22 protein-coding genes are annotated in these 25,023 nt (G+C 70.4%); 11 read left to right on the top strand and 11 right to left on the bottom strand.

Annotated features, from left to right (window positions below):
- Positions 1 to 116 precede the first annotated feature (116 nt).
- Complete coding sequence (locus tag YWW_RS0121630; RefSeq protein WP_026931743.1) at positions 117 to 1,157, top strand: NAD(P)-dependent alcohol dehydrogenase; 1,041 nt, start codon at positions 117 to 119, stop codon at positions 1,155 to 1,157.
- Between the two features lie 11 nt (positions 1,158 to 1,168).
- Here the strand turns inward: YWW_RS0121630 and YWW_RS0121625 are convergent, their stop codons facing one another.
- The 4 genes from YWW_RS0121625 to YWW_RS0121610 form a co-directional block, all read right to left on the bottom strand.
- On the bottom strand, positions 1,169 to 2,227 hold the full coding sequence (locus YWW_RS0121625; RefSeq protein WP_026931742.1) for an LCP family protein: 1,059 nt from the start codon (positions 2,225 to 2,227) through the stop codon (positions 1,169 to 1,171).
- A gap of 78 nt (positions 2,228 to 2,305) precedes the next feature.
- A complete protein-coding gene (locus YWW_RS0121620; RefSeq protein WP_026931741.1) occupies positions 2,306 to 3,457 on the bottom strand; it encodes an LCP family protein in 1,152 nt (383 codons plus the stop codon).
- 148 nt (positions 3,458 to 3,605) lie between these two features.
- Positions 3,606 to 4,517 carry a hypothetical protein gene (locus YWW_RS32180; RefSeq protein WP_051326164.1) on the bottom strand — a complete coding sequence of 304 codons (912 nt, stop codon included), beginning with the start codon at positions 4,515 to 4,517 and terminating at the stop codon, positions 3,606 to 3,608.
- 8 nt (positions 4,518 to 4,525) lie between these two features.
- On the bottom strand, positions 4,526 to 5,479 hold the full coding sequence (locus YWW_RS0121610) for an SPFH domain-containing protein (RefSeq protein ID WP_155830320.1): 954 nt from the start codon (positions 5,477 to 5,479) through the stop codon (positions 4,526 to 4,528).
- Between the two features lie 302 nt (positions 5,480 to 5,781).
- Here YWW_RS0121610 and YWW_RS0121605 point away from each other — a divergent pair, with 302 nt between their 5' ends.
- Positions 5,782 to 7,209: a GGDEF domain-containing protein gene (locus YWW_RS0121605; RefSeq protein ID WP_155830319.1), complete on the top strand. Its 1,428-nt coding sequence runs from the start codon at positions 5,782 to 5,784 to the stop codon at positions 7,207 to 7,209.
- On the opposite strand, the gene putP is transcribed toward YWW_RS0121605, so the two are convergent.
- Entirely contained in the window at positions 7,203 to 8,711 is a 1,509-nt protein-coding gene (putP, locus tag YWW_RS0121600; RefSeq protein ID WP_026931738.1) for a sodium/proline symporter PutP, read from the bottom strand. The two genes, YWW_RS0121605 and putP, sit on opposite strands and share 7 nt — an antisense overlap.
- Before the next feature lie 164 nt (positions 8,712 to 8,875).
- A complete protein-coding gene (locus YWW_RS0121595; RefSeq protein WP_026931737.1) occupies positions 8,876 to 9,706 on the bottom strand; it encodes a P1 family peptidase in 831 nt (276 codons plus the stop codon).
- 315 nt (positions 9,707 to 10,021) lie between these two features.
- Here YWW_RS0121595 and YWW_RS0121590 point away from each other — a divergent pair, with 315 nt between their 5' ends.
- Both YWW_RS0121590 and YWW_RS0121585 read left to right on the top strand, forming a co-directional pair.
- The gene (locus YWW_RS0121590; RefSeq protein WP_026931736.1) at positions 10,022 to 10,237 is read left to right on the top strand and encodes a hypothetical protein; all 216 of its coding nucleotides are present in this window, start codon (positions 10,022 to 10,024) and stop codon (positions 10,235 to 10,237) included.
- 145 nt (positions 10,238 to 10,382) lie between these two features.
- Positions 10,383 to 11,345: a nucleoside hydrolase gene (locus YWW_RS0121585; protein WP_026931735.1), complete on the top strand. Its 963-nt coding sequence runs from the start codon at positions 10,383 to 10,385 to the stop codon at positions 11,343 to 11,345.
- An 80-nt stretch (positions 11,346 to 11,425) separates the two neighbouring features.
- On the opposite strand, the gene YWW_RS0121580 is transcribed toward YWW_RS0121585, so the two are convergent.
- Complete coding sequence (locus YWW_RS0121580) at positions 11,426 to 12,700, bottom strand: serine hydroxymethyltransferase (RefSeq protein WP_026931734.1); 1,275 nt, start codon at positions 12,698 to 12,700, stop codon at positions 11,426 to 11,428.
- A gap of 180 nt (positions 12,701 to 12,880) precedes the next feature.
- On the opposite strand from YWW_RS0121580, the gene YWW_RS0121575 reads away from it, so the two are divergent.
- Entirely contained in the window at positions 12,881 to 14,101 is a 1,221-nt protein-coding gene (locus YWW_RS0121575) for a hypothetical protein (protein WP_026931733.1), read from the top strand.
- Here the strand turns inward: YWW_RS0121575 and YWW_RS0121570 are convergent.
- Entirely contained in the window at positions 14,098 to 15,591 is a 1,494-nt protein-coding gene (locus YWW_RS0121570; protein ID WP_026931732.1) for a glutamate-cysteine ligase family protein, read from the bottom strand. The two genes, YWW_RS0121575 and YWW_RS0121570, sit on opposite strands and share 4 nt — an antisense overlap.
- Positions 15,592 to 15,795: 204 nt before the next feature.
- Here YWW_RS0121570 and YWW_RS0121565 point away from each other — a divergent pair, with 204 nt between their 5' ends.
- Positions 15,796 to 16,500: a CDP-alcohol phosphatidyltransferase family protein gene (locus YWW_RS0121565; RefSeq protein WP_026931731.1), complete on the top strand. Its 705-nt coding sequence runs from the start codon at positions 15,796 to 15,798 to the stop codon at positions 16,498 to 16,500.
- Positions 16,501 to 16,574: 74 nt separating this feature from the next.
- Here YWW_RS0121565 and YWW_RS0121560 read toward each other — a convergent pair whose 3' ends face one another.
- A complete protein-coding gene (locus YWW_RS0121560; protein ID WP_026931730.1) occupies positions 16,575 to 17,729 on the bottom strand; it encodes a glycosyltransferase family 4 protein in 1,155 nt (384 codons plus the stop codon).
- Between the two features lie 238 nt (positions 17,730 to 17,967).
- Here YWW_RS0121560 and YWW_RS0121555 point away from each other — a divergent pair, with 238 nt between their 5' ends.
- The 4 genes from YWW_RS0121555 to YWW_RS0121540 all read left to right on the top strand — a co-directional run bounded on the left by YWW_RS0121555 (position 17,968) and on the right by YWW_RS0121540 (position 22,763).
- Positions 17,968 to 19,458 (top strand): sugar transferase, encoded by a 1,491-nt coding sequence (locus YWW_RS0121555; protein ID WP_026931729.1) that lies wholly within the window; start codon positions 17,968 to 17,970, stop codon positions 19,456 to 19,458.
- A 51-nt stretch (positions 19,459 to 19,509) separates the two neighbouring features.
- Entirely contained in the window at positions 19,510 to 20,490 is a 981-nt protein-coding gene (locus YWW_RS32175; protein ID WP_051326163.1) for an NAD-dependent epimerase/dehydratase family protein, read from the top strand.
- Between the two features lie 109 nt (positions 20,491 to 20,599).
- Positions 20,600 to 21,718 (top strand): LCP family protein, encoded by a 1,119-nt coding sequence (locus YWW_RS32170; RefSeq protein WP_051326162.1) that lies wholly within the window; start codon positions 20,600 to 20,602, stop codon positions 21,716 to 21,718.
- 202 nt (positions 21,719 to 21,920) lie between these two features.
- Positions 21,921 to 22,763 (top strand): SAM-dependent methyltransferase, encoded by an 843-nt coding sequence (locus YWW_RS0121540; RefSeq protein WP_026931728.1) that lies wholly within the window; start codon positions 21,921 to 21,923, stop codon positions 22,761 to 22,763.
- A 99-nt stretch (positions 22,764 to 22,862) separates the two neighbouring features.
- On the opposite strand, the gene YWW_RS0121535 is transcribed toward YWW_RS0121540, so the two are convergent.
- Both YWW_RS0121535 and YWW_RS0121530 read right to left on the bottom strand, forming a co-directional pair.
- Entirely contained in the window at positions 22,863 to 23,744 is an 882-nt protein-coding gene (locus tag YWW_RS0121535) for a helix-turn-helix domain-containing protein (protein ID WP_051326161.1), read from the bottom strand.
- 131 nt (positions 23,745 to 23,875) lie between these two features.
- The gene (locus YWW_RS0121530) at positions 23,876 to 24,121 is read right to left on the bottom strand and encodes a DUF397 domain-containing protein (RefSeq protein ID WP_026931726.1); all 246 of its coding nucleotides are present in this window, start codon (positions 24,119 to 24,121) and stop codon (positions 23,876 to 23,878) included.
- 483 nt (positions 24,122 to 24,604) lie between these two features.
- On the opposite strand from YWW_RS0121530, the gene YWW_RS0121525 reads away from it, so the two are divergent.
- The gene (locus YWW_RS0121525) at positions 24,605 to 24,919 is read left to right on the top strand and encodes a hypothetical protein (RefSeq protein WP_026931725.1); all 315 of its coding nucleotides are present in this window, start codon (positions 24,605 to 24,607) and stop codon (positions 24,917 to 24,919) included.
- Positions 24,920 to 25,023 lie beyond the last annotated feature (104 nt).

Genomic DNA, 25,023 nt, shown 5'->3' with positions numbered 1-25,023 from the left:
GTCCGAACGCCGCTTTCAGGCAGGACGGTGCACCCCGACTTCGCGAACTTCCCTCATCAGGGCCACGCCCGTTGCTACCGTGACCGGATCGGAGACGCCACGAGGAGGCACCCGTCATGAAGGCGCTGCAATACCGCGAGATCGGCTCCGCCCCGGTCGTCGTCGACGTCCCCACGCCCGGCCCCGGGGCCGGCGAAGTGCTGCTCAAGGTCACCGCCGCGGGCGTGTGCCACTCCGACATCGCCGTCATGTCCTGGCCCGCCGAGCAGATGCCGTACGAGCTGCCGCTCACCCTCGGCCACGAGGGCGCCGGCACGGTCGCCGCGGTCGGCGCCGGCGTCAAGGGCGTGGAGGTCGGCGACTCGGTCGCCGTCTACGGCCCGTGGGGCTGCGGGCGCTGCATCAAATGCGCCGCGGGGGAGGAGAACTACTGCCTGCGCGCCGCCGAACTCGGCATCTGGCCGCCCGGCCTGGGCTCGCCCGGGGCGATCGCCGAGTACATGATCGTCGACGACGCCCGGCACCTGGTGCAGCTGATGGACCTCGACCCGGTGAGCACCGTCTCGCTCACCGACGCGGGCCTGACGCCCTACCACGCCGTCAAGGGCTCGCTGCCGAAGCTGACGCCCGGCAGCACCGCCGTGGTCATCGGCACCGGCGGCCTCGGGCACGTGGCCGTCCAGCTGCTGCGGGCGCTGACGGCCGCGCGCGTGATCGCCCTGGACGTGAACGAGGACAAGCTCGACCTCGCGCGGAAGGTCGGCGCGCACGACGCGGTCATGTCCGACGAGCACGCCGCCCAGCGCGTCAAGGAGCTGACCGGCGGGGTCGGCGCGCAGGCGGTGTTCGACTTCGTCGGCGCCGAGCCGACCGTCGCCATCGCGGGCGCCTGCGCCGGCGTGGAGTCCGACGTGGTGATCGTCGGCATCGGCGGCGGCATGCTGCCGGTCGGCTTCGGCGAGCTCCCCTACGAGGCGACGGTCAGAGCCCCCTACTGGGGCAGCCGGGACGAGCTCATCGAGGTCTTCGAGCTGGCCCGGAGCGGACTGGTCGACGTGCACGTGGAGACGTACTCACTGGACGAGGCGCCGCGCGCCTACGAGCGGCTGCACCACGGGCAGATCAACGGGCGGGCGGTCATCCTCCCGAACGGCTGACCGGACGGGCCTCATGAGCCGCCCTTGACCCACTCGGGATACTGGGCCATCCACTGGTCGATCGTGTCGTTGTCGACCGCCTCCCACAGCGCGTCGGCGGCGACCTGCTGCTCGCCCTCGTGGGTCCGCACGATCGACAGCGGCTCCCCGTTGTGGTCGATGGTCTCGGCGCTCGACGGCACCTGGATCGTGTTGATGGCGTTCGGGTCGATGTCGCGCAGGTTCACCACCAGGTCCGTCACCGTCACGTCCTGCGGCAGGTGGAGCGTGAGCGAGTCGCCGAAGCCGTCGAGCAGCTCGGTCAGGGCCGCCGGGTCCGTGTGGAGGCCCTGGGCCTTCGCCTCGACCAGGAGCGACTTGATGGCCTGCTGCTGCATCTCCTGGCGGCCGAAGTCGCCGCCGCGGCCCTCGTCCCAGTCCGATTCCCAGCTCCAGCCCTTGCGCTGCCGCACCAGGTCCAGCGCCTCCTCCTTGTCGTAGTAGGCGCAGCCTTCGGGAAAGACCGTGTCGGTGTGGATCGAGGTGATCTCGTGCCAGGGGCACAGCTCGATCTCGCCGACCAGGTCCACCATCTCGAGGAAGCCGTTGAAGTTGGCCGTCGCGGCCATGTGGAACTCGACGCCGGTGAGGTCGTCGATCGTCTCCACGACGTTCGCGCGGGTCACCTCCCAGTCGTCGCTGATGGAGGCGGCGTGGTTGAGCTTGAACTCGCAGGGGTTGTTGCCCCAGCCGGGCCCGCAGTCGGGGATCTCCACCCACAGGTCCCGCGGCAGCGAGATCATGGTGGCCTCGGTCAGCTCCCGGTTGACGTGCACCATGATCATGGTGTCCGATCTGGTCGAACCGCCCTGCTCGTCGACGCCGAGCACCAGGATGTCAAGCGGCCCTTCCATGTTGTCCGCGTCGATCTCGGCCTGGTTGTCGCCGAGGATGTTCTCCTGCTCGACCGCCGTGTTCGCCGTGTGCACCCCGTACTGGGTCACCGCCGCCGCGCCGCCGGCGACGACCATGGTCAGGCCGCCCCCGTACAGCATCACATGCGCCCACCAGGGTGCCCGCTTGATCGCCATCTGCCCTCCATCGGTCGACAGGCGCCGTCCGGTATGTATAACGCCCTGACGGCCGACTGGAGTTGCAGACGCGGCCGATCAATTCCCGGCGTCCTCGGCGGCGTCCTCCTCCGCGCCCGCCGATTCGGTGGCCCCGCCGCTCGGCGCGTCCGTGCCGCCGCAGTCGGGCTTCGTGTCGCCGCTGGTCCACTCGGGGTACTGGCAGATCCACTCGGCGATCGTGTCGTCGCGGACCGCCTGGTACAGCGCCTCGGCCGCGATCTGCTCCTCGCCCTCGTGTGTGACCACATAGGAGGTGCCGTTGATCTCCTCGGCCGTGGACGGCACGCCGATCGAGATCATCGAGTTCGGGTCGACGTCGGCCATCTGCGTGATCATGTCGGTGAGCTTGTAGCCGCCCAGGTCGATCGTGAGGGACTCGCCGAAGCTGTTGAGCAGGTCGACGGCCTTGGTGGGGTTCGTGTGGTAGCCCTGCGCCTTGGCCTCGACCAGGAGCTGCTTGATGGCGTGCTGCTGCATCTTCTGGCGGCCGAAGTCGCCCCAGGTGCCGTTCTCGTAGTCCTCGGGCCAGTCCCAGACGTAGCGCTGGCGGACGATGTCGAGCGCGGCGTCCTTGTCGTAGCGGTTGCAGCCCTCGTCGTAGGTGATGTCGGTGTGGATCGAGGTGATCTCGTGCCACAGGCACAGCTCGATCGTGCCCAGTTCGTCGACCAGGTCCAGGAAGCCCTCGAAGTTCGCGATCGCGCCGCCGTCGAATTGGATGTCGGTGAGGTGCGTGATCGTCTCGGCGGTGTTCTGGAACGACTCGCCCCAGTCCTCGGAGTAGGCGAACGCCTCAGTGAGCTTCGTCTCATCGGCGGGGACGCCGCTGGGGATCTCCACCAGCAGGTCGCGCGGCAGCGAGATGAGGCTGACCTCGGTGAGGTCCTCGTTGATGTGGACGATGATGTCGGCGTCGGTGCGGGCCACGCCCTCGTCGCCCACCCGCGCGTCCGTGCCCAGCACCAGGAAGTTGAGCGGCCCTTCGATGTCCGCGCCCTCCTCGCTGTCGACGCGCTGGTCGCCGAGGAGATCCTGGGTCTCCACGGAGTTGTTCACGAGGTTCAGGCTGATCTGCGTGGCGAGCGCGCCGCCGCCGGAGATGACCATCACTATCGCACCGGCGATCACCATCGCCTTCGCCCACCAGGGGGACGACGCCCGGGCCGCATGCTTGATCGGCTCGCTCACTACTACTCCCAGGGGTATCCGGTATCTGTGCGGGGTACACGCGCAGACCAATGGTGGGGTTGCATTGGTCCAGCACCTTAGAGCAAGTCGCCGCGCCGGGGGAGGCCGGCTCCGCTCGCGGTGGGGACCGATCGAGACTAATCCGAGACTAATCCGCAATCGCAAGGATAACCGACGCGACGGCCGTCACAATGAACGGCAGGGCGAGGACGAAGCCGAGCTTCCACGCGCTCCACGATCGCACCCCGCTCACCGCGCCCGTCCGGCCGTCCACCAGCACCTGCCGCGGCCGACCGCCCGCCGTGTACTCCACCGACCACACCGGCAGCAGCAGCAGACGGCAGTTGAGGTCCGCGTACTCCGTGTCGACGGCGCGGACCCGCTGCGCGTCCCCGCCGATGTCGCGCCGCACCTCGCGCCGCACCAGCTCGTCCATCTTCAGCTTCGCCTCCGCCAGGCCCGTCGCCGGGTCCACGTCGCAGTCCGCCACGCGGTGCCCGGCCAAGAGCTCCGGCCGCGACGGCACCGCGGGCCCGGCCGCCAGACCCCACAGCAGCCGCCCCGGCACGCTCCTCGTCGCAGGCACCGCCACCTCGGCGAACGAGCGCGACACCGTCCCCCGCACCGGATCCCAGCTCGTGCGCCGGAAGCGGTTCCCCCGGCCGTCCACCGACCAGTGGTGCCGCCCGCGGCCGCCGGTGTAGTGCGAACACGTCCGCGCCCCCCACATCCAATGCGGCAGATAGACGCTCGTGAGCGTCTCGGCCCGGTCGAGCCGCCGGAGCCGCCGCGGCGCGAAGCGCCGCCCCCGCGCCCACGCCCGCAGCGCCAGCCGCGCGCCCTCCCGGTCGACTGCGAACGGCACCACCAGCTCCTGCGGCCGCCGCGCCTCGGCCTCCAGCGCCGCCCAGTCGCGGTCGACGAGGCGCCGCCCCCGCCGCATGTGCTGCTCGGTGCCGCAATACGGGCAGGCGAGCAGCGTCTCTGCGGCCCTCGCCGCCAGCGCCGCGCTGCACGTGGTGCACCGGCAGGCGCCCGGCGCGGCGATCCGCTCGACCACGGCCCCTCCTACCGCGGCGCCGAGTCGACGACGTCGGCCAGCTCCGGGAGCTCGCCCGCCGCCGACCACTCCTCCCGCCCCGAGCGCCGCACCAGGGTCTGCGGCGTCAGCTCTCCCGAGGCGGCCCGCTCCCGCAGCTCCTCCTCGCCGAAGGGGCCCACCTGGTGCCCGTCCAGCCCGAGGTACCACTCGGCCGACGGCCGTCCGGCGCGGTGCCCGCCCGCCTCCCTGGACCCGGTCTCGGTGTACGCGTCGCCGATCGAGCCCTTGGCGGCGCGCTCCTCGAGCGCCGCCTCCACCTCGGGCGGCAGCGTCAGCTCCGCGACCGTGAACGAGACGACGTCGAGCCCGGCCGAGGCCAACTGCCTCGCCACCGTCCCGCGCAGCAGCTCCCCGAGCGCGCCGCACCCGGCCGCCATGTCCCGCGCCGACACGTCCGCCGACGCCGCCGCCGCGGCGAACGCCGCCCCGATCCGCCCGCGCAGCCACGCCCCGAGCGCCTCGGCCGGGTCGGCCTCCTCGGCGGCGGCGCTCTCGCGCAGCAGCCGCGCCGCGTTCGCCACCCGCGCCTCGCAGACCCCCGCCGCGTGCACGCCGAGCCGCCCGAACTCGGGGTCGTGCACCCGCACCGGCTCCGGCGCGGCCCACTCGAGGTCGGCGAAGGGCCCCGAGGCCACGAAGTACACCTCAGCCCGGAACGGCGCATTGCGGCCGCGCGGCCAGTCCTGGAGCGAGGAGAGCCGCGGCAGGCGATCGGGCTCGAGCGTGTGGGCGCCGGGGCCGAAGACGTCCGCGACCCGCCCCTCGGCCACGAGCACGGCCGCCTCGCATTCGCGCACGATCAGCCGCGCGCCCGTCTTGATCTCGTTGTCGTACCTGGGGAACCGCCAGACGCGGGCGCCGAGCGCCTCCTCGGGCCGCTCGACGATGTCCACGAAGTCGCCGCGGAGCCTCGAGAACAAGGCCCACACCTCCCCTCGCCACAGGTGCGTTCCGCCTCACTCTAACGCCGAAACGGTCCTCACATGGCCGGTCTGAGACGTGAAGGCCCAGCGCACGGCGCCCCGGTCGCACCCCGGCCGCGCGCGGATCGATTCGTGCCCATGCGCATCGGGCCGCGCCCTCCGCGAAAGCGAGCAGTGCACTAGCTATATCCGCCTCAGGGTGGCAGGATAGGGCTGTGACGCCATGGAGGGAGACCACACCTGCGCGTGATTATGTCGAGGAATACCGTCGCCTGCGCACGCTGATGGGATCGGGGCGGGTGTCCGAGGCCGTCGACAGCGCCACCACCATCGCCTACAACGCATCGACCGCGCAGCGCCGGGCCCAGGCCTGGCTGTTCATCCTCCAAGGCCAGATCGACCAGCGCGCCATCGCCAAGATCCCCACGACCCTCGACCAGTCGAACTCCGCCGTCCGCCGCTGCCGCGACTACCGGCTGACCGGCAAGTTCCACGCCCTCGCCGCCTGGTACCACCACCACCACGTCAAGTCGCTCCATTTCACCGCCCAGCACCTCGTGCTCGCCCGCCGCGCCCTGCGCTCGATGAACGAGGCCAGCCAGGCCGCCGTCGACGCCTGGTACGACCTCGCCGTCGTCATGAGCAACTGCGGCTACCAGCAGCAGTCCACCGAGGCCCTCGACCAGTGCCACATGCTCGCCGAGCGCATCGGCATCCCGCGCTCCTCGGTCGAGGGCGTCGAGATCCGCGTCCGCGAAGCCCTGCTGTGCTACTACAGCGGCGACCCGCACGCCTGCATCGGCCTGCTCGGCAAGGAGCTGCGCCGCGTCAAGCCCCACCTGCACGAGCTCGACAAGCGCGAACTCGAGTGGATCCACTACGCGCTCGCCCGCCTCAGCCTGCTCGGCTTCTCCGAGCGGTGGACCGTCGAGCAGATGCTGTCCCCCACGACCTCCTCGGCCGAGGCGCTCGACCTGCGCGCGCTGGCGCGGGCCTCGCGGCTCATCGCCCAGGGCCGCGGGCCCGAGGCCCTGTCGACGCTCGAGGAGCGCGAGATCGGCGACGAGACGGTCGGCGTCATGGAGCCCGAGCACCTGCGCTCCCTCGCGCTGGTCGCCAAGGGCGACCACGCCGAGTCGATCCTGGCCGCCCACGCCACCACGTACGCGCTGTACAAGCAGATCAACGAGTTCCACACCATCTACCTGGACTCGGCCGCGGCGCTGGTGGACCACGACCAGCTGCGCCAGGCCGCCGCCGGCTGGGCCGACCGGGCCAACACCGACGACCTGACCGGGCTGCCGAACCGGCGCCGGCTCGACTCCTTCCTCGCCGACGTCGAAGGCGACGGCATGATCGCGGTGCTGGACCTGGACGGCTTCAAGGCCGTCAACGACACGCACGGCCACCAGGCGGGCGACGCGATCCTCCAGCGGGTGGCGGCGCTGCTGTCGAGCGTCGTGCGCTCAGGAGACCTGTTGGCGCGCACCGGAGGCGACGAGTTCATCCTGGTGCTGCCCGGCGCGAACGAGGTCGACGCCGACGCGGTCTCGGAGCGCATCCGCGTGGCGGTGGCCGCCGAGAACTGGGAGTACTCGGTCCCCGGCACGCCGGTCGACGTCTCGATCGGCTGGGCCCGGCTGGTGCCCGGCGGCAACCCCGCGCAGACGCTGTGGGCCGCCGACCAGGCGATGTACCAGATGAAACGGGCCCGCAAGTCCTACTGAGCGGCCGTCTCGGCCTCGTCCTCCTCGTGGTAGGCGCCGATCCATTCGCGTTCGGGGCGGCGGCCCGCCATGCCGAACCCCCAGGCGGCGAGGAGACCGGCGGCGAAGCCCGGCAGCAGCGAGTACACCCCGCCCGGCGACGCGAGCGCCTCCCACACGATCACGGTCCCCGCGCCGGCGATCATCCCGGCGAGGGCGCCGAGCCAGGTCATGCGCGACCAGTACAGCGACAGCAGGATGATCGGCCCGAAGGCCGCGCCGAATCCGGCCCAGGCGTAGGCCACGATGTCGAGCACGGTGCCGCCCTGGAGCGCCAGCGCGTAGGCGATCACGGCCACCACGACGACGGCGCCGCGCCCGATCCACACCAGTTCCGCGTCGCGGGCCTCGCGCCGGAGGTACCGGCGGTAGAAGTCCTCGGTGACGGCGGTCGAGGCCACCAGCAACTGGGAGTCCGCGGTGGACATGATCGCGGCCAGCACGGCCGAGAGCAGGATGCCCGCGATCCACGGGTTGAACAGCTCCTGCGTGAGCGAGAGGAACACCGTCTCGGGGTTGTCGAGCGGCTCCTCGAAGTAGGCGATGCCCGCCAGGCCGATGACGACGGTCGCGGAGAGGGTGATCAGCACCCAGGTCGTGGCGATGCGGCGGGCGACGGGCACGTCCCGCGCCGAGCGGATGCCCATGAACCGCGCGAGGATGTGCGGCTGGCCGAAGTAGCCCAGGCCCCACGCGAGCAGCCCGGCGATGTAGACGAACGACAGCGCCGAGCCGTCGCCCCAGGCCCCGTTCTCGAACGTGGGCTCGGCGAACCAGTTGAGCAGGTCCGGATGGGTCTCCTCGACGCCGCCGAAGAGCGCGTCGAAGCCGCCGAGCGTCCCGATGACCATGAGCGGGACGACGACCAGGGCCAGGAATATGAGCAGGCCCTGGATGAAGTCGGTGAAGGACACGGCCAGGAAGCCGCCGAGGAAGGTGTAGGCGACGATGACGACGACGGCCACGGTGATGGCCAGCGTCGGGTCGACGCCGAAGATCTCTTCGAACAGCAGGCCGCCCGCCACGAGGCCGGAGGCGACGTAGATCGTGAAGAACACGCCGATGATGAGCGCCGAGACGACGCGCAGCAGGTGGGTGCGGTCCTCGAAGCGCGATTCGAGGTAGGCGGAGAGGCTGATGGCGTTGTGCGCGCGTTCGGTGTAGGTGCGCAGGCGCGGGGCGACGAACAGCCAGTTGAGGTAGGTGCCGACGGCGAGGCTGACGGCGATCCAGGCCTCGCCGAGGCCGAAGGCGTAGATGGCGCCGGGCAGGCCCATGAGCAGCCAGCCGGACATGTCGGAGGCCTGCGCGGAGAGCGCGGCGGTGGGCGCGTTGAGGCGGCGGCCGCCGAGGGCGAAGTCGGCGAGGGTCTTGGTGCGGTTGTAGACCCAGACGCCGATCAGGACCATGAGCAGCAGGTAGGCGACGAAGGTCGTGACGATCGGACCGGAGAGCTCGATCATGTGAGCACCTCACAATCGAAGGCGTTTCGGGCAGTGACCCCGATCATATTGCGGTTCGCACTGCGATGGAACCGTTGTTCGCCATCGTTCTCCGAGCGGCCCTCGCTACGGGCGGCCGCAGGTGGTCCGATCGCGTCGAGCTCGACCGAGGCGACGTGGCCGGTTCACGACCGCGAGGCCGGCCCCATCGTGCCGATCGCCTCGGCGACCGCCTCCACCACCAGCGCCCGGACGACGTCGGGCGAGGCCTCCACCTTCCCCGTCGCGGCCGCGACGAAGGCGTCGCCGTCCATCCGGGTGTGGACCGGGCTGATCGCCCTGGCCAGGCCGTCGTGCGCGCCCTGCGCGAGCAGGTGGCACTCGACCTTGCCCAGCCGCGCGTTCGTGGCGACGAGCCCGATCGTGGTGTTGCGGCCGAAACCGACGGGGAAGCCCTCGGGTTCGAGCAGCCCGCGGTCGAGCGGGCCCGGCTCGCCGAAGGCGTTGACCGCCGCCACGGCGCTCACGACCAGCTCCCCGAGCCGCAGCGTGGCCGACGCCAGGCCGGAAGGCAGCGCCGCCCCGCGCCACTGCCCGACCGTCGCCCCGCGCCCGGCGCCCACCGGCCCGGTGAGCGCCGCCTCGCCGTCCGCGGCCTCGCACGCGGCATAGCCTTGGGCCGCTTGCGGAACGACACCGGAGCCGTCGAGGTCGTACAGGCCCAGGGTCGGCACGATCGGCACCACCCCGCCGGGCGTGGCGACCCCGTGGCCGCGCTCGGCGAGCCACCGCACCACCCCGTCGGCGGCGGCGAGCCCGAACGCCGAACCGCCGGTGAGCAGGACCGCGTCGATCCCGGCGTTCGAGCGGACCGGGTCGAGCAGCTCGATCTCGCGGGAGGCCGGGGCCCCGCCCCGCACCTCGCCCGAGGCCAGGGTCGGCTCGGCGAACAGCAGCACCGTGCAACCGGTGCGCTCGCCCGTCCAATGGCCCACTCGGACGCCCAAGTCCCGCATGGCGCCAGATTACCGCCACCCGCGCGTGACGAGCCCGTCGAATTCGATAACCGAACGGTAACTCAGATCTTTGTAGACAGTGGTGCGCGATACATGTGACCCACGCGAAATCCCTGGATTTCTCGGTAAAGCACCTCATATGATGGGTATCGAAGCCGGGAGGCACAGCGAAGACGCGGCAATCCCGATCTGGCCTCAAGCCCCCCGGTCCCGATGCCGAAGCATCGGCCCGCCGCCGTCGACAATGGCGTCATCGACGAGCGGTCATCCCCCCAGAAATCACTATCCGGCACACCCTGCCGGGAAGGAAGAGCAATGAACGAGCTCGTAGGTGCTTACCTCGCAGTCGACGCCTCCAACACCGAAGCGCTCTCGGCGCTGCCGAACGCTCCGGTCGTCGACGACGGTCGCGCGAACAAGCCTTACGTCCCCGGCGTCACCGCCCAGGACAAGGTCCGCGTCTCCACCGCCGCCGCCCTCCGCCGGATGGCCAACCGCGTCGAGCGCGGTTCGCTGACCCGCGCCGCCTAGCGAGGCGAAGGCACGAGCGCACCCACAAGGTGCCGGCCTGACAGCACAATCCGAAGAACACACACGCGACGCGCTGAGCCCACCGAGGCCAGCGCGTTTCGCCATCCCCACCGCCGCACCGGCCCGTCGAGAAAAGGAGCCACCGTTGCCCACGAGATTCATACTCGACTGCGACACCGGCTCGGACGACGCGATCGCGATCTTCGCGGCCGCGGCGCACCCCGAGCTCGAAGCGATCGCCATCACCACCGTCAACGGCAACGTCGCGCTCGAACACGTCACCGACAACACGCTGCGCGCGCTCGACCACGTCGGCGCCGAGGTCCCCGTCTATCGGGGCGCCGCCCGGCCCTTCGCGCGGCCCGACCTCCCGATCCCGCGAGACGTCCTGAACGAGGGCAGCGACTTCCAGTCGGCCCGCCTCGACTTCCCCGACGCGGTGTCGACCGCCGAGACGGAGCGGTCCGCGGCCGCCTTCCTCGTCGACGCGTACATGGACGACGCCAACGCCGATGTGACACTCGTGGCCACCGGGCCGCTGACCAACGTCGCACTCGCGCTCGCGGCGGAACCGCGCCTCGCCGAGCGGATCCCCCGGCTCGTGATCATGGGAGGGGCGCACGCCAACGGCAACGTGACGGCGGCCGCCGAGTTCAACTTCTGGGTGGACCCGGAGGCGGCCGAAGCGGTCCTCGCCGCCGGTATCCGCGACGTCGTCATCGTCACCCTCGACGCCACGCACAGCGCGCCGCTGTCCCTCGCCGACTGCGACGAGTTCGACGAGATCGGCACCCCCGCCGCAGCGGGGGCCGCGAAGCTCATCCGCCACCGAATCCGGCACGACCAGGCCGCCGTCGAAGGCGAGGGCGAAGCGGCCTCACCCGTGCACGACCCCCTGTGCCTCGCCTACCTGGTGCGACCGGAGGCCATCACCGAGCAGGTCAAGGCCTTCGTGAGCGTCGAGACGACCGGCGGCCGGACACTCGGCGAGCTCGTGGTGGACACCCGGCCCTGGTGCCCGGAACCGCCGAACGCCACCGTCGCCCTCCGCGCCTCGGCAGCGGTCTACCGCGACTTCCTCAGGACCGCCTTCCTCGCGGGCCGCTGAGGTCCCTCGGCCTTCGGGGACACGGTGAGGGCGCCCGGTTCCGAAAGAACCGGGCGCCCTCGCTCATGCGCTTGTGCCGCCTAGGCGCGCCAGCCCGGAATCGGATAGGCCCTGCAGAACTCGCGGATCTCGCCCGCGATCACGTCCAGCTCGGCGTCCTTCTCCGCCTTCGCCGCGCCGATCGCCCGGTCGATCCAGTTCGCCACCAGTTCCATGTCGCCCTCGGTCATGCCGCGGGTGGTCACGGCGGCGGTGCCGATGCGCAGCCCCGACGGGTCGAACGGCTTGCGCTTGTCGAACGGCACCGTGTTGAAGTTCAGCTCGATCCCGGCCACGTCCAGGGCCTTCGCCGCGGGCTTCCCGCCGATCTCCTTGCCGCTCAGGTCGACCAGGATCAGGTGGTTGTCCGTGCCGCCCGAGACCAGGTCGTAGCCGCGGTCGTTCAGGGCCGAGGCCAGCGCCTTCGCGTTCGCCACGATCTGGTGCGCGTAGGCGCGGAACGACTCGCGGGCCGCCTCGCGCAGCGCCACCGCGATCGCCGCGGTCGTGTGGTTGTGCGGGCCGCCCTGGAGGCCGGGGAAGACCGCCTTGTCGATGGCCTTCGCGTGCTCGGCGTCGGTCATGATCATCGCCCCGCGCGGGCCGCGCAGCGTCTTGTGCGTCGTGGTCGTGATGACCGGCGCGTGGCCCACCGGGCTCGGGTGCGCGCCGCCGGCCACGAGCCCCGCGATGTGGGCGATGTCGGCCATGAGCACCGCGTCCACCTCGGCGGCGATCGCCGCGAAGCCCTCGAAGTCGATCGTGCGCGGGATCGCGGTCCCGCCGCAGATCATGAGCTTCGGGCGCTCTCGGCGGGCGATCTCGGCGACCTCGTCGAGGTCGATCCGGCCGGTGTCCTCGCGGACCCCGTAGTGCACGGCGTTGAACCACTTGCCCGTCGCCGAGACGCTCCAGCCGTGGGTCAGGTGCCCGCCCATCGGCAGGCCCATGCCCATCACGGTGTCGCCCGGCTTGAGGAACGCCAGGTAGACGGCGAGGTTCGCGGGGCTCCCGGAGTAGGGCTGCACGTTGGCGTGCTCGACGCCGAACAGCTCCTTGGCGCGGGCGATCGCCAGCTCCTCGACCTCGTCGACGAGCTGCTGGCCCTCGTAGTAGCGCTTGCGGGAGTAGCCCTCGGAGTACTTGTTCGTCAGGATGGACCCGGTGGCCTGCATGACCGCCTCGGAGACGTAGTTCTCGGAGGCGATGAGCCGGATCTTCTCCGACTCGCGGCGTCCCTCGGCCTCGATGAGCCGCTCGATCTCCGGGTCGGCGGCCGCGAGGTTCGCGGTGAGTGCCTCATAGGCGTCGGTCATTGATGCTCCTTGTCGATCGGCATGGTCTGAGCACGGCGACCGGGCAGGTGGCCTTGGCACCCCGAGCATAACCGGCGCCCGCGTCTTCGCTCACCTGCGTTTGCCGCCTGTGAGGCCGGTCCGAGGTGACGCGATCGGCCGTGCGAGACTCCATTGCGTACACGCAGTACCGTGCGATGTATGTCACCTAAATCAGCGAGCAGCGCGCTCGGCCTCGGCTTCGCCGTCGCCGCGGGCGCCGCGCTGGCCCAGCTCGGCCTCGCCTACGGCTTCGGCTTGCTGTCCTGGGCCGACGCCTCCCCCGGCTCCACCGATCCCGTCCTCGACTACCGCTGGAACGCCAACCTCGCCTGGGTCGCCTGGTTCGCGGCCGCCTCCTGCGTGGTCGGCGGCCTCGCCTCGGGCGTCATCGGCGGACGCGGCGCCGCGTCCGGCTCACCGGGCGTGCGCTTCGGCGCGGTCTTCGCCGCCGCGGTCGGCGCCTTCGCCGTCGGCCCGCTCGTGGCCCTGTCCGCCGAGCAGAACGCCGTGTCCTCCTCGTTCCCCACCGAGCCGCTGATCGCCTCCGGCGTCGGCGCCGCTGTCGGCTTCGTGCTGACCCTCATCGGCCTCAGCTCGCGCTCCGTCGCGGTCAACGTCGGCGCCTCGGTCGTCCTGATCTGGGTCTTCGCGATCCTGGCGCGGTTCACCGACATCGGCGAGCCCGCCACGTCCTCGGCGTCCGTCATCGACCTGGCCGTGTGGGGCTCGTGGGCGAGCCCCGACTCGATGCTGGGCCGCCGCGGCTTCTCGATCGCGGTCCCGTTCGTGGTCGGCTCGGCCCTCATCGGCGCCGTCGTCGCCGCCCTGGCCCGGCGCGGCCCCATCACCAACTCCGGCTACCGCATCGCCGCGGCCTCCGGGATCGCCGGGCCGCTCATCGTCACCGTCGCCCACCTCGTCGCCAACCCGTGGAGCGCCGACGACCCCGAGTCGATGGCGGTCATGCTCGTCGGCCCCTACGCGGCCATCGCCGGACTCCTCGGCTCGCTGATCGTCTCGGCCATCCCCCGTGCGGGCGGGCAGATCGACGACACCGCCGAGGAGCAGCGCGAGCGGACCGAGTCGCTCGTGCAGACCGCGCCGGGCTGGACCGTGCCCGAGGCGCCCGGCTCGGCCTACTCGGACACGAAGCGCGGCGACACGAAGGACCTGCCCGCCTCCGGCACCGAGGCCCCCTCGGACCCCGACGTCGACTGGGTCCAGGAGCTCAAGCCGGTCGGCGAGGGCGGCACCGTCACCGCCGAGGCGGAGACCAGGACCGAGACGAAGACCAAGCCGAAGCGGACCAGGAAGGCCGCGAAGCGGACCCGCCGCAAGCTCGCCGACGCCGAGCCCGACGCCGAGAAAGAGGAGTCCTAGACCTCCCACTCGTGGACGGGGCGGCCGTCGGCCGACTGGGCCGCGTAGTCGAGCACCATCGCCCGCAGGGCGTCGGCCCGCTCCAGGCGCTCGCGGTGCTCGGCCACCCGGACCCTCGCGACCTGCCAGGACGCGCCGTTGACCCCGCGGCGGCACCGCTGCTCGATCACCGCGAGGAAGCGCTCGGCGTCGCGGCGGACCACGCCCAGGGACGCGAGCCCCTCGGCGGCCAGCGGCAGCAGCTCCACGACGAGCTCGCGGGCCGGGACGCGGCCGCGTCCCGGCCAGACCTGGTCGGCGTGGATGCCGTGCCTGGCGGCGGTGCGGAAGTTCGCCGCGGCCTCGGCGAAGTCGAGCCGGTCGGCCAGCTGCTCGTCGCGGTCGGCGAAGTACACGGTGAGTCCGTAGAACAGCGCCATGTTCGCGCAGATGTCGATCGGGGTCGGCCCGGCCGGGAGCACCCGGTTCTCCACGCGCAGGTGCGGGCGGCCCGACCTGATGTCGTAGACCGGGCGGTTCCAGCGGTAGATGGTGCCGTTGTGGAAGCGCAGCTCCTGGAGGCTCGGCACACCGCCGCCGGTGACGACCGCGAGCGGGTCCTCGGCGTCGCACAGTGGTAAAAGAGGCGCGAAGTGACGGTAGTTCTCGTCGAACAGGTCCAGGACGCTGTCGATCCAGCGCTCGCCGAACCAGGCCCGCGGCATCGCCCCGGCCGCGCGCTCGGCGGCGTGGCGCGTGTCGGTGCCCTGCTCGAACAGGATGATGCGGGTCTCGGCCCACAGCTGCCGCCCGAACAGGTAGGGGGAGTTGGCCCCGAGCGCGATCTGGATCCCCGCCAGGGCCTGCGCGGTGTTCCAGTAGCGGTGGAAGTCCTCGGGGGTGACCTGGAGGTGGAACTGCACGGAGGTGTTGGCCGACTCGGGGGCGATGTTGGGGCACGAGAAGTCGACCGCCTCGGCTCCGGCGATGTCGATGTGGACGTCCTCGCCGCGCGCGGCCATGATCTCGTCGTTGAGGACCCGGTAGCGCTTGGCGCTGGAGAGCGTGTTGACTCCCATGTGGTCGGTGAACAGGGTCGGCATGGTGCCGATGGGGCAGCAGTAGACGCCGGCCTTGCCCGCGGCCTCGCGCACCTCGGAGAGGACGACGGCCAGGTCGCTCTCGTACCAGGAGATCCCGGCGCCGTCGAGCAGCCTGGGAGGGAGGTTCAGCTCGATGTTGAAGGCGCCCAGTTCGTGCTGCGCGCTGTAGAGGGCCTCTTCGTCGCCCTCGGTGTGCAGGTACTGCAGGACGGTCTCGTTCGCGAACGCCGGATCCCCGTTGCGCTCAAGGAGGTCGAGTTCCAGTTCGATGCCGGTGAGGGGCCGTCCTCGGTCGAGACGCCGATCGGCCAGGAGCTGCGCGAGGGCCTCTCGTCCTGCTTGGAGTTTCGCCTGGTATGCGGATTGATCCCAACGCGCCAAGGCAGGACCGCTCACCTCGTCGCCCATGTTTCCTCCCCAGGAATCGATGGTCCATCAACATTAAGCGGTAGGTCACTTCACGGCTACCAGAGGGAATACCGTTTCATCCCAAATGATCGGTTCACGCACATATTAGGGATCGGTTACTCCCAGTGGTGTCAGAAGACTGACACAATCGGGTCTCACTTGGCAACGGTGGGTGCGCTACCAGCGGACGAGTAGTATCAGCGCGTGACCGAAGAGCGCCCATCCCGGCCGGGGCCGGCCGACTTCCTCGCCGCCAACCGGGGCGGCGGCATGATCACCATGCTCGACCAGCGAGGCGGAGCCGTGTTCGCTTCCCTCGCATACCGCTTCGGCCTGAAGCCGACCCATCTGACGCTGCTCAACCTGCTCCTCGGCCTGGCCGCCTCGGCGGGCGTCATCGCGTACATCCCGGCCGCGCGGGACGGCGCTCCATGGTGGCCGGTGGCGCTCGCGGCGCTGGTGCTCTGGAAGATCGCCTACATGCTCGACTGCGCCGACGGCCAGCTCGCCCGCGTCACGAAGACCGGCTCCGAGGCGGGCGCGCGCGTCGACATCCTGTGCGACGTGGCGATCCAGACCTCGGTGGTCGCGGTCGTCGTGGCCGTGACCGACGCGTACGCGCCCGGCGTCCCGGCGTGGTGCGGCGCGGCCTTCGCGGCGCTGTGGATGACCAACCTCGTCACCTCGGTGATGGCCAAAGAGGACGACGGCGTCTCGCTCGTCAAGTCGACCGGCCTGGCGGTGCGCCTGGTCAAACTGGTGCGCGACTACGGCTTCGTCATCATCGTGATCGCCCTCGCCCTGCTGTGGCCGGAGGCGATGGCCGCGGTCATGCTGTGCTTCGGCGCGGTCAACGGCCTGTTCCTCCTGGCGAGCATCGCCGCCGCGAGCCGGACCACCCTGCGCTGAGGCGCCGGGCCGGGTCGCCCGCGCGGCGCTTCTCGCGGCGGGCGACGCCATCGGCCGGGCCCGCGGGCCCGCCTTCAGTGCAGCAGCTCCTCATATATGGCGATGAGCCGGTCCAGGACCACGCCGGGGGAGAAGGTCGACTCGTATCTTCCCCTCGCGTTCGCCGCATATGTCGGGTCCTTCGCCACCGTCTCCAGTGCGCTCGCCAACGCCTCCGGAGTCGGCTCCACCGCCACTCCCGCCGGGGCGTCGGTGTCGGCTCCGGCTATGAAAGGCGCCCCGCCCATGCGGGTGGCGACGATCGCCCTGCCGCTCGCGAGCGCCTCGAGGCCCGTGGTCGGGAGGATGTCCTGCCAGATCGAGGGGATCACCATCGCCGCCGAAGCGGCCACGGCCGCCCGCATGCCCTCCGCGTCGAGCCGGCCCAGGTATTCGACGCCGCTCTCGCCCGCGGCCTCCTCCACGAGCGGGCGCAGCGGCCCGTCGCCCGCGACGCGCAGCGTCCCGCCCGGCAGATCGGCCCGCCGCCAGGCGTCGAGGAGCAGCTCCACGCCCTTCTCCGGCACCAGTCGCGCCCCGAACAGGAAGCCCTCGCCCAGCGGCACCCGACCGGGGTCGGCTGTCGCGTTCGGCTTGACCCGGATCCGCTCGCCCCCGATGCCGATGCTTCGCAGGAAGTCCGCGATCGCGTCCGTCAGTGCTATATACCTGTCCACCGTCTTCCACGTCCCCTGGTGGACCCCGAGCGCCGCGGCCATGATCGCGCTCTGCGGCCGCGACCCCCGGTAGCAGGCGTGCAGCACACCCGGGCCGTTCCAGCGCTTCCCGTGGCAGTCGCGGCAGTCGTGCCCGTCGCGGAAGTACAGCCCGTTCACGCAGTCGTGCCGATAGTTGTGAATGGTCTGCACCACTTTCACCCCGGCGCGGTGCGCCGTCGTCACCACCGAGGGTGAGAGCAGCGGATACGGATTGTGGAGGTGGAGAATGTCCGGGCGCTCGCGCTCCAGCAGCGCCGCCAGCTCCCGCTGCGTTCCCGCCGCGTGCACTGGGGAAATCGCGAGCATCGCTTTCTTATGCGGCGCAAGACCGCCGATCTCGTCGGACGAGCGCAGGAACGGCACGACCTCCACGCCCGCCTCCCGGAGCGCCCCGATCTCGTAATCCACGATCACGTTCTCACCCGACGGCTGCGCCGACGAATACCGGTTGTGAGCGATGACGATCTTCACAGAGCCTCCGGGTGGCGTGCACGGCTTTCAGCTCGGCCGAAGATACCTCAGACCGCGAATAGGTGTAGGTTGTCGGGTACCGTGTCGGCGGGCCCCCGGTAGAGGTCGGTGGATTCGATCTCCCCCGCGGACACTCACCTCCACCGTAAGCTGACGACCGCAGGGATGTGCAGTGGCGACTAGCCTGGAACGCCCGAAGCAATACCCAGCCGGGAAGTACGAACGGACGGGGACCTACGTGGCTGGCAAGCAGAAGGACGGTGATCCGCAGCTTGTCACCAACGGCGTCACCCGTTCGGCATGGCGCAGGCTCGTCCGCGCCTCCAACTGGCACCGCTCCTACCAGGCCGCACTCGTGGGCGTCGACTTCGCCGCCGCCCTCGTCGGCTCCGCCATCGCCGTCAACCTCACCCCCCACGCCGACGCCGGCTTCGAAGACGGCCAGATGGGCTTCTTCTACTTCCTGGTATGGCTGCTGCTGCCGCTGGCGTGGCTGCTGTCACTGTGGGGCACCGGCGCCTACGACCGCCGCTACCTCGGCCTGGGCAACGACGAGTTCAAGCGCGTCGTGCGCGCCTCGATGTTCATGCTCGCCCTGGTCTCGTTCCTGGCCCTGACCTTCAAGGCCGACGTCTCGCGTGTCGCCGTCGCCGTCATCCTGCTCTCGGCCTCGCTGCTCATCGCCGCCTGCCGCTACGCCGCCCGCATCGGCCTGCACAAGATGCGCGACGCGGGCCGCGCCGTCCAGCGCGTCCTGCTCATCGGCTCCTACCCCGAGGCCCTCGAGGTCTACCGCACCGTGCGCCGCGCCCCCGCCGCCGGGCTCGTCCCCGTCGGGATCTACGTCACCGAGGGCGCCTCCTCGGTGCGCAACCTCGACACGCCCGTCCCCGTCTTCGCGGGCACCGACGTCGTCACCTGCGCCGAGCAGCTCGAGGCCGACACCCTCGCCGTCTGCGGCACCGCCTCCGCCGACGCCGGCGACCTGCGCCGCCTCGCCTGGCAGCTCGAGGGCACCGGCCGCGACCTCGTCGTCGCCCCCCAGCTCACCGACATCGCCGGGCCCCGCGTCCACATCCGCCCCGTCGAGGGCCTCCCGCTCCTCCACGTCGAGGAGCCCAAGATCTCCGGCGTCGGCTGGCTCATCAAGAACATCCTCGACATCTCCTCCTCGGTGATCGGCCTGGTCGTCCTGTCCCCGCTGTTCCTGGCCGTGGCCATCGCCATCAAGGTCGACAGCCCCGGCCCGGTCTTCTTCCGCCAGGCGCGCGTCGGCCGCGACGGCGAGACCTTCCGCTGCTGGAAGTTCCGCACGATGTACATCGACGCGGAGGAACGCCAGGCCGCGCTCATGATGCACAACGAGACCGACGGCCTGCTGTTCAAGATGAAGGACGACCCGCGCATCACCCGCGTCGGCCGCTTCCTGCGCCGCACCTCCATCGACGAGTTCGCCCAGCTCATCAATGTCGTCCGCGGCGAGATGAGCCTCGTCGGCCCCCGCCCGCTGCCCGCCGAGAACGGCGACTTCCTCGGGGACGTCCGCCGCCGCCTGCTCGTGCGGCCCGGCATCACCGGCCTGTGGCAGGTCTCGGGACGCTCGGACCTGTCCTGGGACGACGCCGTCCGCCTGGACCTCTACTACGTCGACAACTGGTCCCTCACGACCGACCTGCAGATTCTCTTCCGCACCGTGGCGGTAGTGTTGCGCCGGCAAGGCGCCTACTGACCGGTTACGAGCAGGTGAACAATCAGGGAACCCTGATAATCTGGGGAATTGATGACTTCTTACGGAACAGGCAGCCGGATACTCGTCACCGGCGGTGCGGGCCTCGTCGGCTCCCACCTCGTCGACGCGTTCCTCATGCGCGGCTGCGACGTGACGGCCGTCGACAACTTCTCGACCGGCTCCCGCGACAACCTCGCCGACCACCCGAAGCTCACGGTGGTCGAGGCCGACGTCACCGAGGGCCTCCCCGTCGGGGACGAGCCGTTCGACGCCGTCCTGCACTTCGCGTGCCCCGCCAGCCCCGTGGACTTCGCCACCCTCCCGGTCGAGATCCTCCGCGTCGACTCCGTGGGCACCCTCCACGCGCTCGACCGCGCCCTGGCCGACGGCGCCCGCTTCCTGCTCGCCTCCACCTCCGAGGTCTACGGCGACCCGCTCGTCCACCCGCAGGCGGAGACCTACTGGGGCAACGTCAACCCCATCGGCGTGCGCTCCTGCTACGACGAGGCCAAGCGCTTCAGCGAGGCCGCCGTCGCCGCCTACCAGCGCCACAAGGGCCTGGACGGGGCCATCGTGCGGATCTTCAACACCTACGGCCCGCGGATGCGCCCCGACGACGGCCGCTTCGTGCCGACCTTCATCACACAGGCCCTCGCCGGTGAGCCCCTGACCGTCCACGGCGACGGCTCCCAGACCCGCTCCCTGTGCTACATCGACGACCTCGTCCGCGGCCTGGTCATGCTCCTGGAGTCCGGCGAGTACGGCCCGGTCAACCTGGGCACCGAGTACGAGCTGACGGTCCGCGAGACCGCCGAGCTCATCATCCGCCTCACCGGCTCGGCCTCGACCATCGAGTACACCGACCGCCCCTCGGACGACCCCGAGCGCCGCCGCCCCGACCTGACCGCGGCCCGCGAACTGCTCGGCTACGAGCCGCAGGTCCACTACGAGGCCGGCCTGAAGACCACCATCGACTACTTCGCCGCCGCCTCGAAAGGGGAGGACGCGGCCGCGCTCACCGGCGGCAGGTGAGCCGTCCCCGCGAGGACGAGAAGCCGTGCGTCAGCGCCCGCGGCGACGCGCGCGAGCCGTGAACAAGCGTGGTCAGCGCCATGATGTCGCCATTGCGTAAGCTGGGGCCATGACCTATTCCGGTTCCAACTACCGGGGCAGCGCCTCGGTGCCGGGCGGCGGCAGCGCCCGTGGCGGCGCGCGCGTCGCCCCGCCGGCGCCGACCGGCGGCGGCCCGACGCGGCGCGGCCTGATCGGCTCGGCCGTCGGACTGGTGGCCTCCGTCGCCGCCGCGGGCGGCGGTGCCGCCGTGTGGGCGACCGCCAACGGCGCCAACGACGACCTCGACCGGGCCTTCGACCTGGGCGGCCTCGACGACCGCCCCGAGAAGACCACCGGCGCGATGAACGTCGTCGTCCTCGGTTCGGACGCCCGCGAAGAGGGCGACGACGCCCGCAGCGACACCTGCATCATCATGCACGTCAACGAGGCGGGCGACGAGGCCTACGGCATCTCGATCCCCCGCGACACGTGGGTCTACATCCCCGAGGACCCCGACGCGGAGTACGCCGACTACACCGGCGCCGAGGACAAGTTCAACTCCGCCTACGGCTGGGGCGGGGCCAGCCTGACGGTCCAGACCATCGAGGAGCTCACCGGCGTTCGCATGGACCACATCGTGGAGATCGACTTCGCGGGCCTGGTCCAGGTCGTCGACGCCCTCGGCGGCGTCCAGATGAACGTCGAGCACGCCGACGCCCCGGACTACTACGACGAGGGCGGCGTGGAGTCGATCCACCCGCCCTACCGCTATTTCGAGGCGGGCATGAACACCCTGAACGGCGAAGAGGCGCTCGACTACGTCCGCCAGCGCTACCAGTACGCCGAGGGCGACTTCGCCCGCATGCGGCACCAGCAGGAGCTCATCAAGGCCATCATGGACGCGGCGGTCACCGCCGAGGTCCTCACCTCGCAGTCGAAGCTGACCTCGTTCATCGACTCGGTCTCGGACGCGATCAAGGTCGACACCGAGTTCAACGTCGTCGAGACCGGCATCGAGTTCATGCACCTGCGCAGCGACGACATCGTCTTCATGACCATGCCGACGGTCGGCGGCGGGCCCTCCGGGGTCGCCCCCGACGAGGAGCACGCCCCGGGCCTGTGGGAGGCGCTGAAGGACGACACCGTGGGCCAGTGGGTCGCGGAGAACCCCGAGGCCGCCGGACAGGGCGAAGAGGAAGAGGAGTGACGCCCGGCCCGGCCGCCCTCGGCGGCCGGGCCGCCAGGCGCCGTCCACATCGTCACCAGAGCGACCGATGTTGCCACTGTGGTGATTGACCTCTTTGTGTCCCAACGGATCCGTACGTGCGTGCGGAAGTATCCCGCTCTTGGCCTGCGGCTTCATCGGTCGTACGATGATCGCAACGTTCCTTCGAGGAAGAGGTGTGCCGATGAGCGAAGAAGCCGTCACCGTCCCCGGCGAAGACCCGCCGTACACTCCCGATTTCGACATCAGCAAGCCCACCATCGCGCGTGTCTACGACGCGGTCCTCGGTGGCAAGGACAACTTCGCGGTCGACCGCGAAGGCGCGGCCATCATGCTGAAGTACCTCCCCGGGGCGCGCGAGGCCGGCCTCGACAACCGCGCCGGCCTCGAAAGGGGCGTCGCCTACATGGCCAAGCAGGGCATCGACCAGTTCCTCGACATCGGCGCCGGGCTGCCGACCGTGCGGAACACTCACGAAGTGGCGCAGGAGATCAACCCCGACGCGAAGGTGATGTACGTCGACAACGACCCGATCGTGCTCGCGCACGGCCGGGCGCTGCTGGCCAAGAACGAGTCGACCTCCATCGCCACGGCCGACCTGCGGGACCCGCCGAGCATCCTGAACCACCCGGACGTGCTGAAGATGCTCGACTTCGACCGCCCGATCGGCTTGATGATCATCGGCCTGATCATGCACTTCCACGTCGACGAGCAGCCCGGCAACTGGATCCGCGAACTGGTCGACGCCCTGCCGAGCGGCTCGTACCTGCACATCACCGACTTCGTCGACACCGGCCGCCCGGAGCAGGACGCGTTCCAGCGCTCCTGCCTCCAGGCCCTCGGCAACGGGTGGAGCCGCACCCCGGAGGAGATCGAGGCGCACTTCCAGGGGCTGCCGCTCCAGCCGCCCGGACTGGACTTCATCTCGCGCTGGTTCCCCGAGGACCCGGACCGGGAGGTTCCCGCCGTCGAGGACCTCGAAGACCATCAGCGGATCATGATGGCCGGCGTCGCCTACAAGGCCTGACGTCCCCATAGGCAAGGCGCGTGGCTCGGCCACGCGCCTTTTTCATGTCCGCCGAAAGAGTGAAACTCATTCGTCGCACAGATCTGTGCGACGTCATGCTCAGTAGTGATCGTTGAGGATCTCGCGCAGGATGTCGGGAGTCTGCGCGGGCTGGGCGGCCTGCACGCACAGGTGCTCCATGGCCGCCTGGTAGGCGTCGACCTCGTCGTCGCGGTCGAGGTACAGGCCGCTGGTGAGGTGTTCGATGTAGATGACGTCCTTGAGGTCCTCGGAGCCGAACCGCAGCCAGGTGAACGGGGCGCCGGCGCCGGAGTGCGCGCCGGAGGAGAAGCGGACGATCTGGATGCGCACGTTCGGCTTGTCGCACGCCTCGATGAGCGACTGGAGCTGCTGGCGCATGACCTCTCTGCCGCCGAACGGCCGGTGTAGCGCCGCCTCGTCGATCACCGTCCACAGCGTGGGCGGGTCGTCCTTGGTGAGGATGTCCTGGCGCGACAGGCGCACGTTGACGCGGTCGTCGATCTCTTGCAGCGGCGTGTGCCCGAAGCCGAGCATGAGCAGCGCCCGCGCGTACTCGCGGGTCTGGAGCAGGCCGGGGATGAGCTGCACCTCGTAGGTGCGGATCATCGAGGCGGCGCCCTCCAGGTCCAGATAGGCGCTGAACCAGTTCGGCAGGGCGTCGCCGTAGCGGTGCCACCAGCCGGGCTGGTTGGCCTGCTTGATCAGCGCGATGAGGCGCTCGACCTCGGCCTCGTCGGTGATGCCGTACATGCGCAGCAGGTCCTCGACGTCGCGGACCTTGAAGCCCACGCGGCCGAGTTCCATGCGGCTGATCTTCGACTCCGAGGAGCGGATCTCGTAGCCCGCGTCCTCGCGTGTGATGCCCTTCGCCTCTCGCAGTCGGCGGAGGTAGCCGCCCATGATCATGCGCAGGGCGGTGGGGCCGCCCGGACTTCCTCCGGTCGGAGGGGTCATGCTCATATGCCTCTCACCTCCTGGGGTCTCGATGGAGAGGCGGCCAAGGACGAATAGCTCACCCTGACAGGGTAACCGGAGAGTATCCCCTTGTCAGGGTGAGAGTGGAGCGCGGGTGACGCGCGTCCGACCGGTCGTCAGGCGATCAGGTTGTCGAACTCGCCGTCCTTGGCGCCCTCGATGAGCGCCTTGATCTCCGCGACCGTGTAGACGAGGGCCGGGCCCTCCGGGTCGCGGGAGTTGCGGACGGCGACGCCCTGGTCGCCGGGCAGGGCGGCCAGTTCGACGCAGTTGCCGCCGTTGGGGCCGCTGCGGCTGCTCTTCTGCCACGTGATCGACGCGGGAAGCTCTCCCGCGGGGATTCCGTTGCGTGCCTTGTCCATCGAAATTCCTTCCACCAGTGGCCGGCGAACCGGCCGGTATCTCGATCTTTCAAATGACATGCGCAGCGAGCACCGGCGGTGGCCGTCCGCGGCCGAAAGGCCGCTTACCGGGTGTTTCCGTCGTTCCCTGTGCTGTCATGCACAGTGTCGCACACTACGCACGGTAGTCTGCACGATCCTATTCGCGGGCATCTGCACGTGCATCTGCCCCGTGTGAATGCATGCTAGGATGAATGTGATACTGCACATAGACATTTTCGTCTGGGGCATGCGATCGTGATCGCAGACTCAGGCAACAACCGGCTTCGGCGCGATGCTCGGTGGGGACCCGTCCAAGGGGCCGTGTGATGCGACTCCTTGGACGGCAACCGCCATCGCAACGCGGCGACCCACATCGCACAACCGGATCGAGTCGTTTGGCAGTACCTCGTCGGGCCGCACCCCGGCAGGTCTTGATCGTCGCCCGGAGAGGGGTTGGGTGCCATGGTGGAGCGTCTACAGACCCAGACGTTGCTACAGGCGGCCGCGGCAGGCAAGCTGCGGAGCTCTATGTGCCAGCAGGTCATGGCGATCGAGTACGACAGGAACGGCCAGGCGATATACCGCTGCGCCATGTCGTGCGGCAAGCACTTCGCCGACGCGCGACAAGTGCAGGCGGGGCTGCTGTGGCACTACCGCGGCCGCAGCGTCGGCAAGCTCTACGGGCTGCCGGACGAGGAGATCGTGGAGGAGATGTTCGACGCGCTCCAACTGGCATGGGTGCGCGACGGCGACATTTACACCGCCCGCTTCCGCTAGGCGCGGAAGCCCGGCGCGGACGCAGACTTTGCTCTGTTTGGTGGGAAGAGACTCGGGGAGGCCGGTGGGGGCCTCCCCGAGCTCCACAGGGGCAAGGCAAATGT

It is taken from the genome of Glycomyces tenuis DSM 44171 (assembly GCF_000427885.1).
In the GTDB taxonomy this organism is placed as follows: domain Bacteria; phylum Actinomycetota; class Actinomycetes; order Mycobacteriales; family Micromonosporaceae; genus Glycomyces; species Glycomyces tenuis.
Note: the sequence above shows the minus strand (reverse complement) of the source record. Positions and strands in the feature narration are given on the sequence as shown.

What these genes read in the sequence shown, in the direction of transcription:
- YWW_RS0121530 (WP_026931726.1), bottom strand. Translation starts at nt 24,121, where the DNA reads ATGGACAAGGCACGCAACGGAATCCCCGCGGGAGAGCTTCCCGCGTCG.
- YWW_RS32175 (WP_051326163.1), top strand. Translation starts at nt 19,510, where the DNA reads ATGACTTCTTACGGAACAGGCAGCCGGATACTCGTCACCGGCGGTGCG.
- YWW_RS0121575 (WP_026931733.1), top strand. Translation starts at nt 12,881, where the DNA reads ATGTCACCTAAATCAGCGAGCAGCGCGCTCGGCCTCGGCTTCGCCGTC.
- YWW_RS0121580 (WP_026931734.1), bottom strand. Translation starts at nt 12,700, where the DNA reads ATGACCGACGCCTATGAGGCACTCACCGCGAACCTCGCGGCCGCCGAC.
- YWW_RS0121630 (WP_026931743.1), top strand. Translation starts at nt 117, where the DNA reads ATGAAGGCGCTGCAATACCGCGAGATCGGCTCCGCCCCGGTCGTCGTC.
- YWW_RS0121590 (WP_026931736.1), top strand. Translation starts at nt 10,022, where the DNA reads ATGAACGAGCTCGTAGGTGCTTACCTCGCAGTCGACGCCTCCAACACC.
- YWW_RS0121595 (WP_026931737.1), bottom strand. Translation starts at nt 9,706, where the DNA reads ATGCGGGACTTGGGCGTCCGAGTGGGCCATTGGACGGGCGAGCGCACC.
- YWW_RS0121625 (WP_026931742.1), bottom strand. Translation starts at nt 2,227, where the DNA reads ATGGCGATCAAGCGGGCACCCTGGTGGGCGCATGTGATGCTGTACGGG.
- YWW_RS0121570 (WP_026931732.1), bottom strand. Translation starts at nt 15,591, where the DNA reads ATGGGCGACGAGGTGAGCGGTCCTGCCTTGGCGCGTTGGGATCAATCC.
- putP (WP_026931738.1), bottom strand. Translation starts at nt 8,711, where the DNA reads ATGATCGAGCTCTCCGGTCCGATCGTCACGACCTTCGTCGCCTACCTG.
- YWW_RS0121525 (WP_026931725.1), top strand. Translation starts at nt 24,605, where the DNA reads ATGGTGGAGCGTCTACAGACCCAGACGTTGCTACAGGCGGCCGCGGCA.
- YWW_RS0121540 (WP_026931728.1), top strand. Translation starts at nt 21,921, where the DNA reads ATGAGCGAAGAAGCCGTCACCGTCCCCGGCGAAGACCCGCCGTACACT.
- YWW_RS32170 (WP_051326162.1), top strand. Translation starts at nt 20,600, where the DNA reads ATGACCTATTCCGGTTCCAACTACCGGGGCAGCGCCTCGGTGCCGGGC.
- YWW_RS0121535 (WP_051326161.1), bottom strand. Translation starts at nt 23,744, where the DNA reads ATGAGCATGACCCCTCCGACCGGAGGAAGTCCGGGCGGCCCCACCGCC.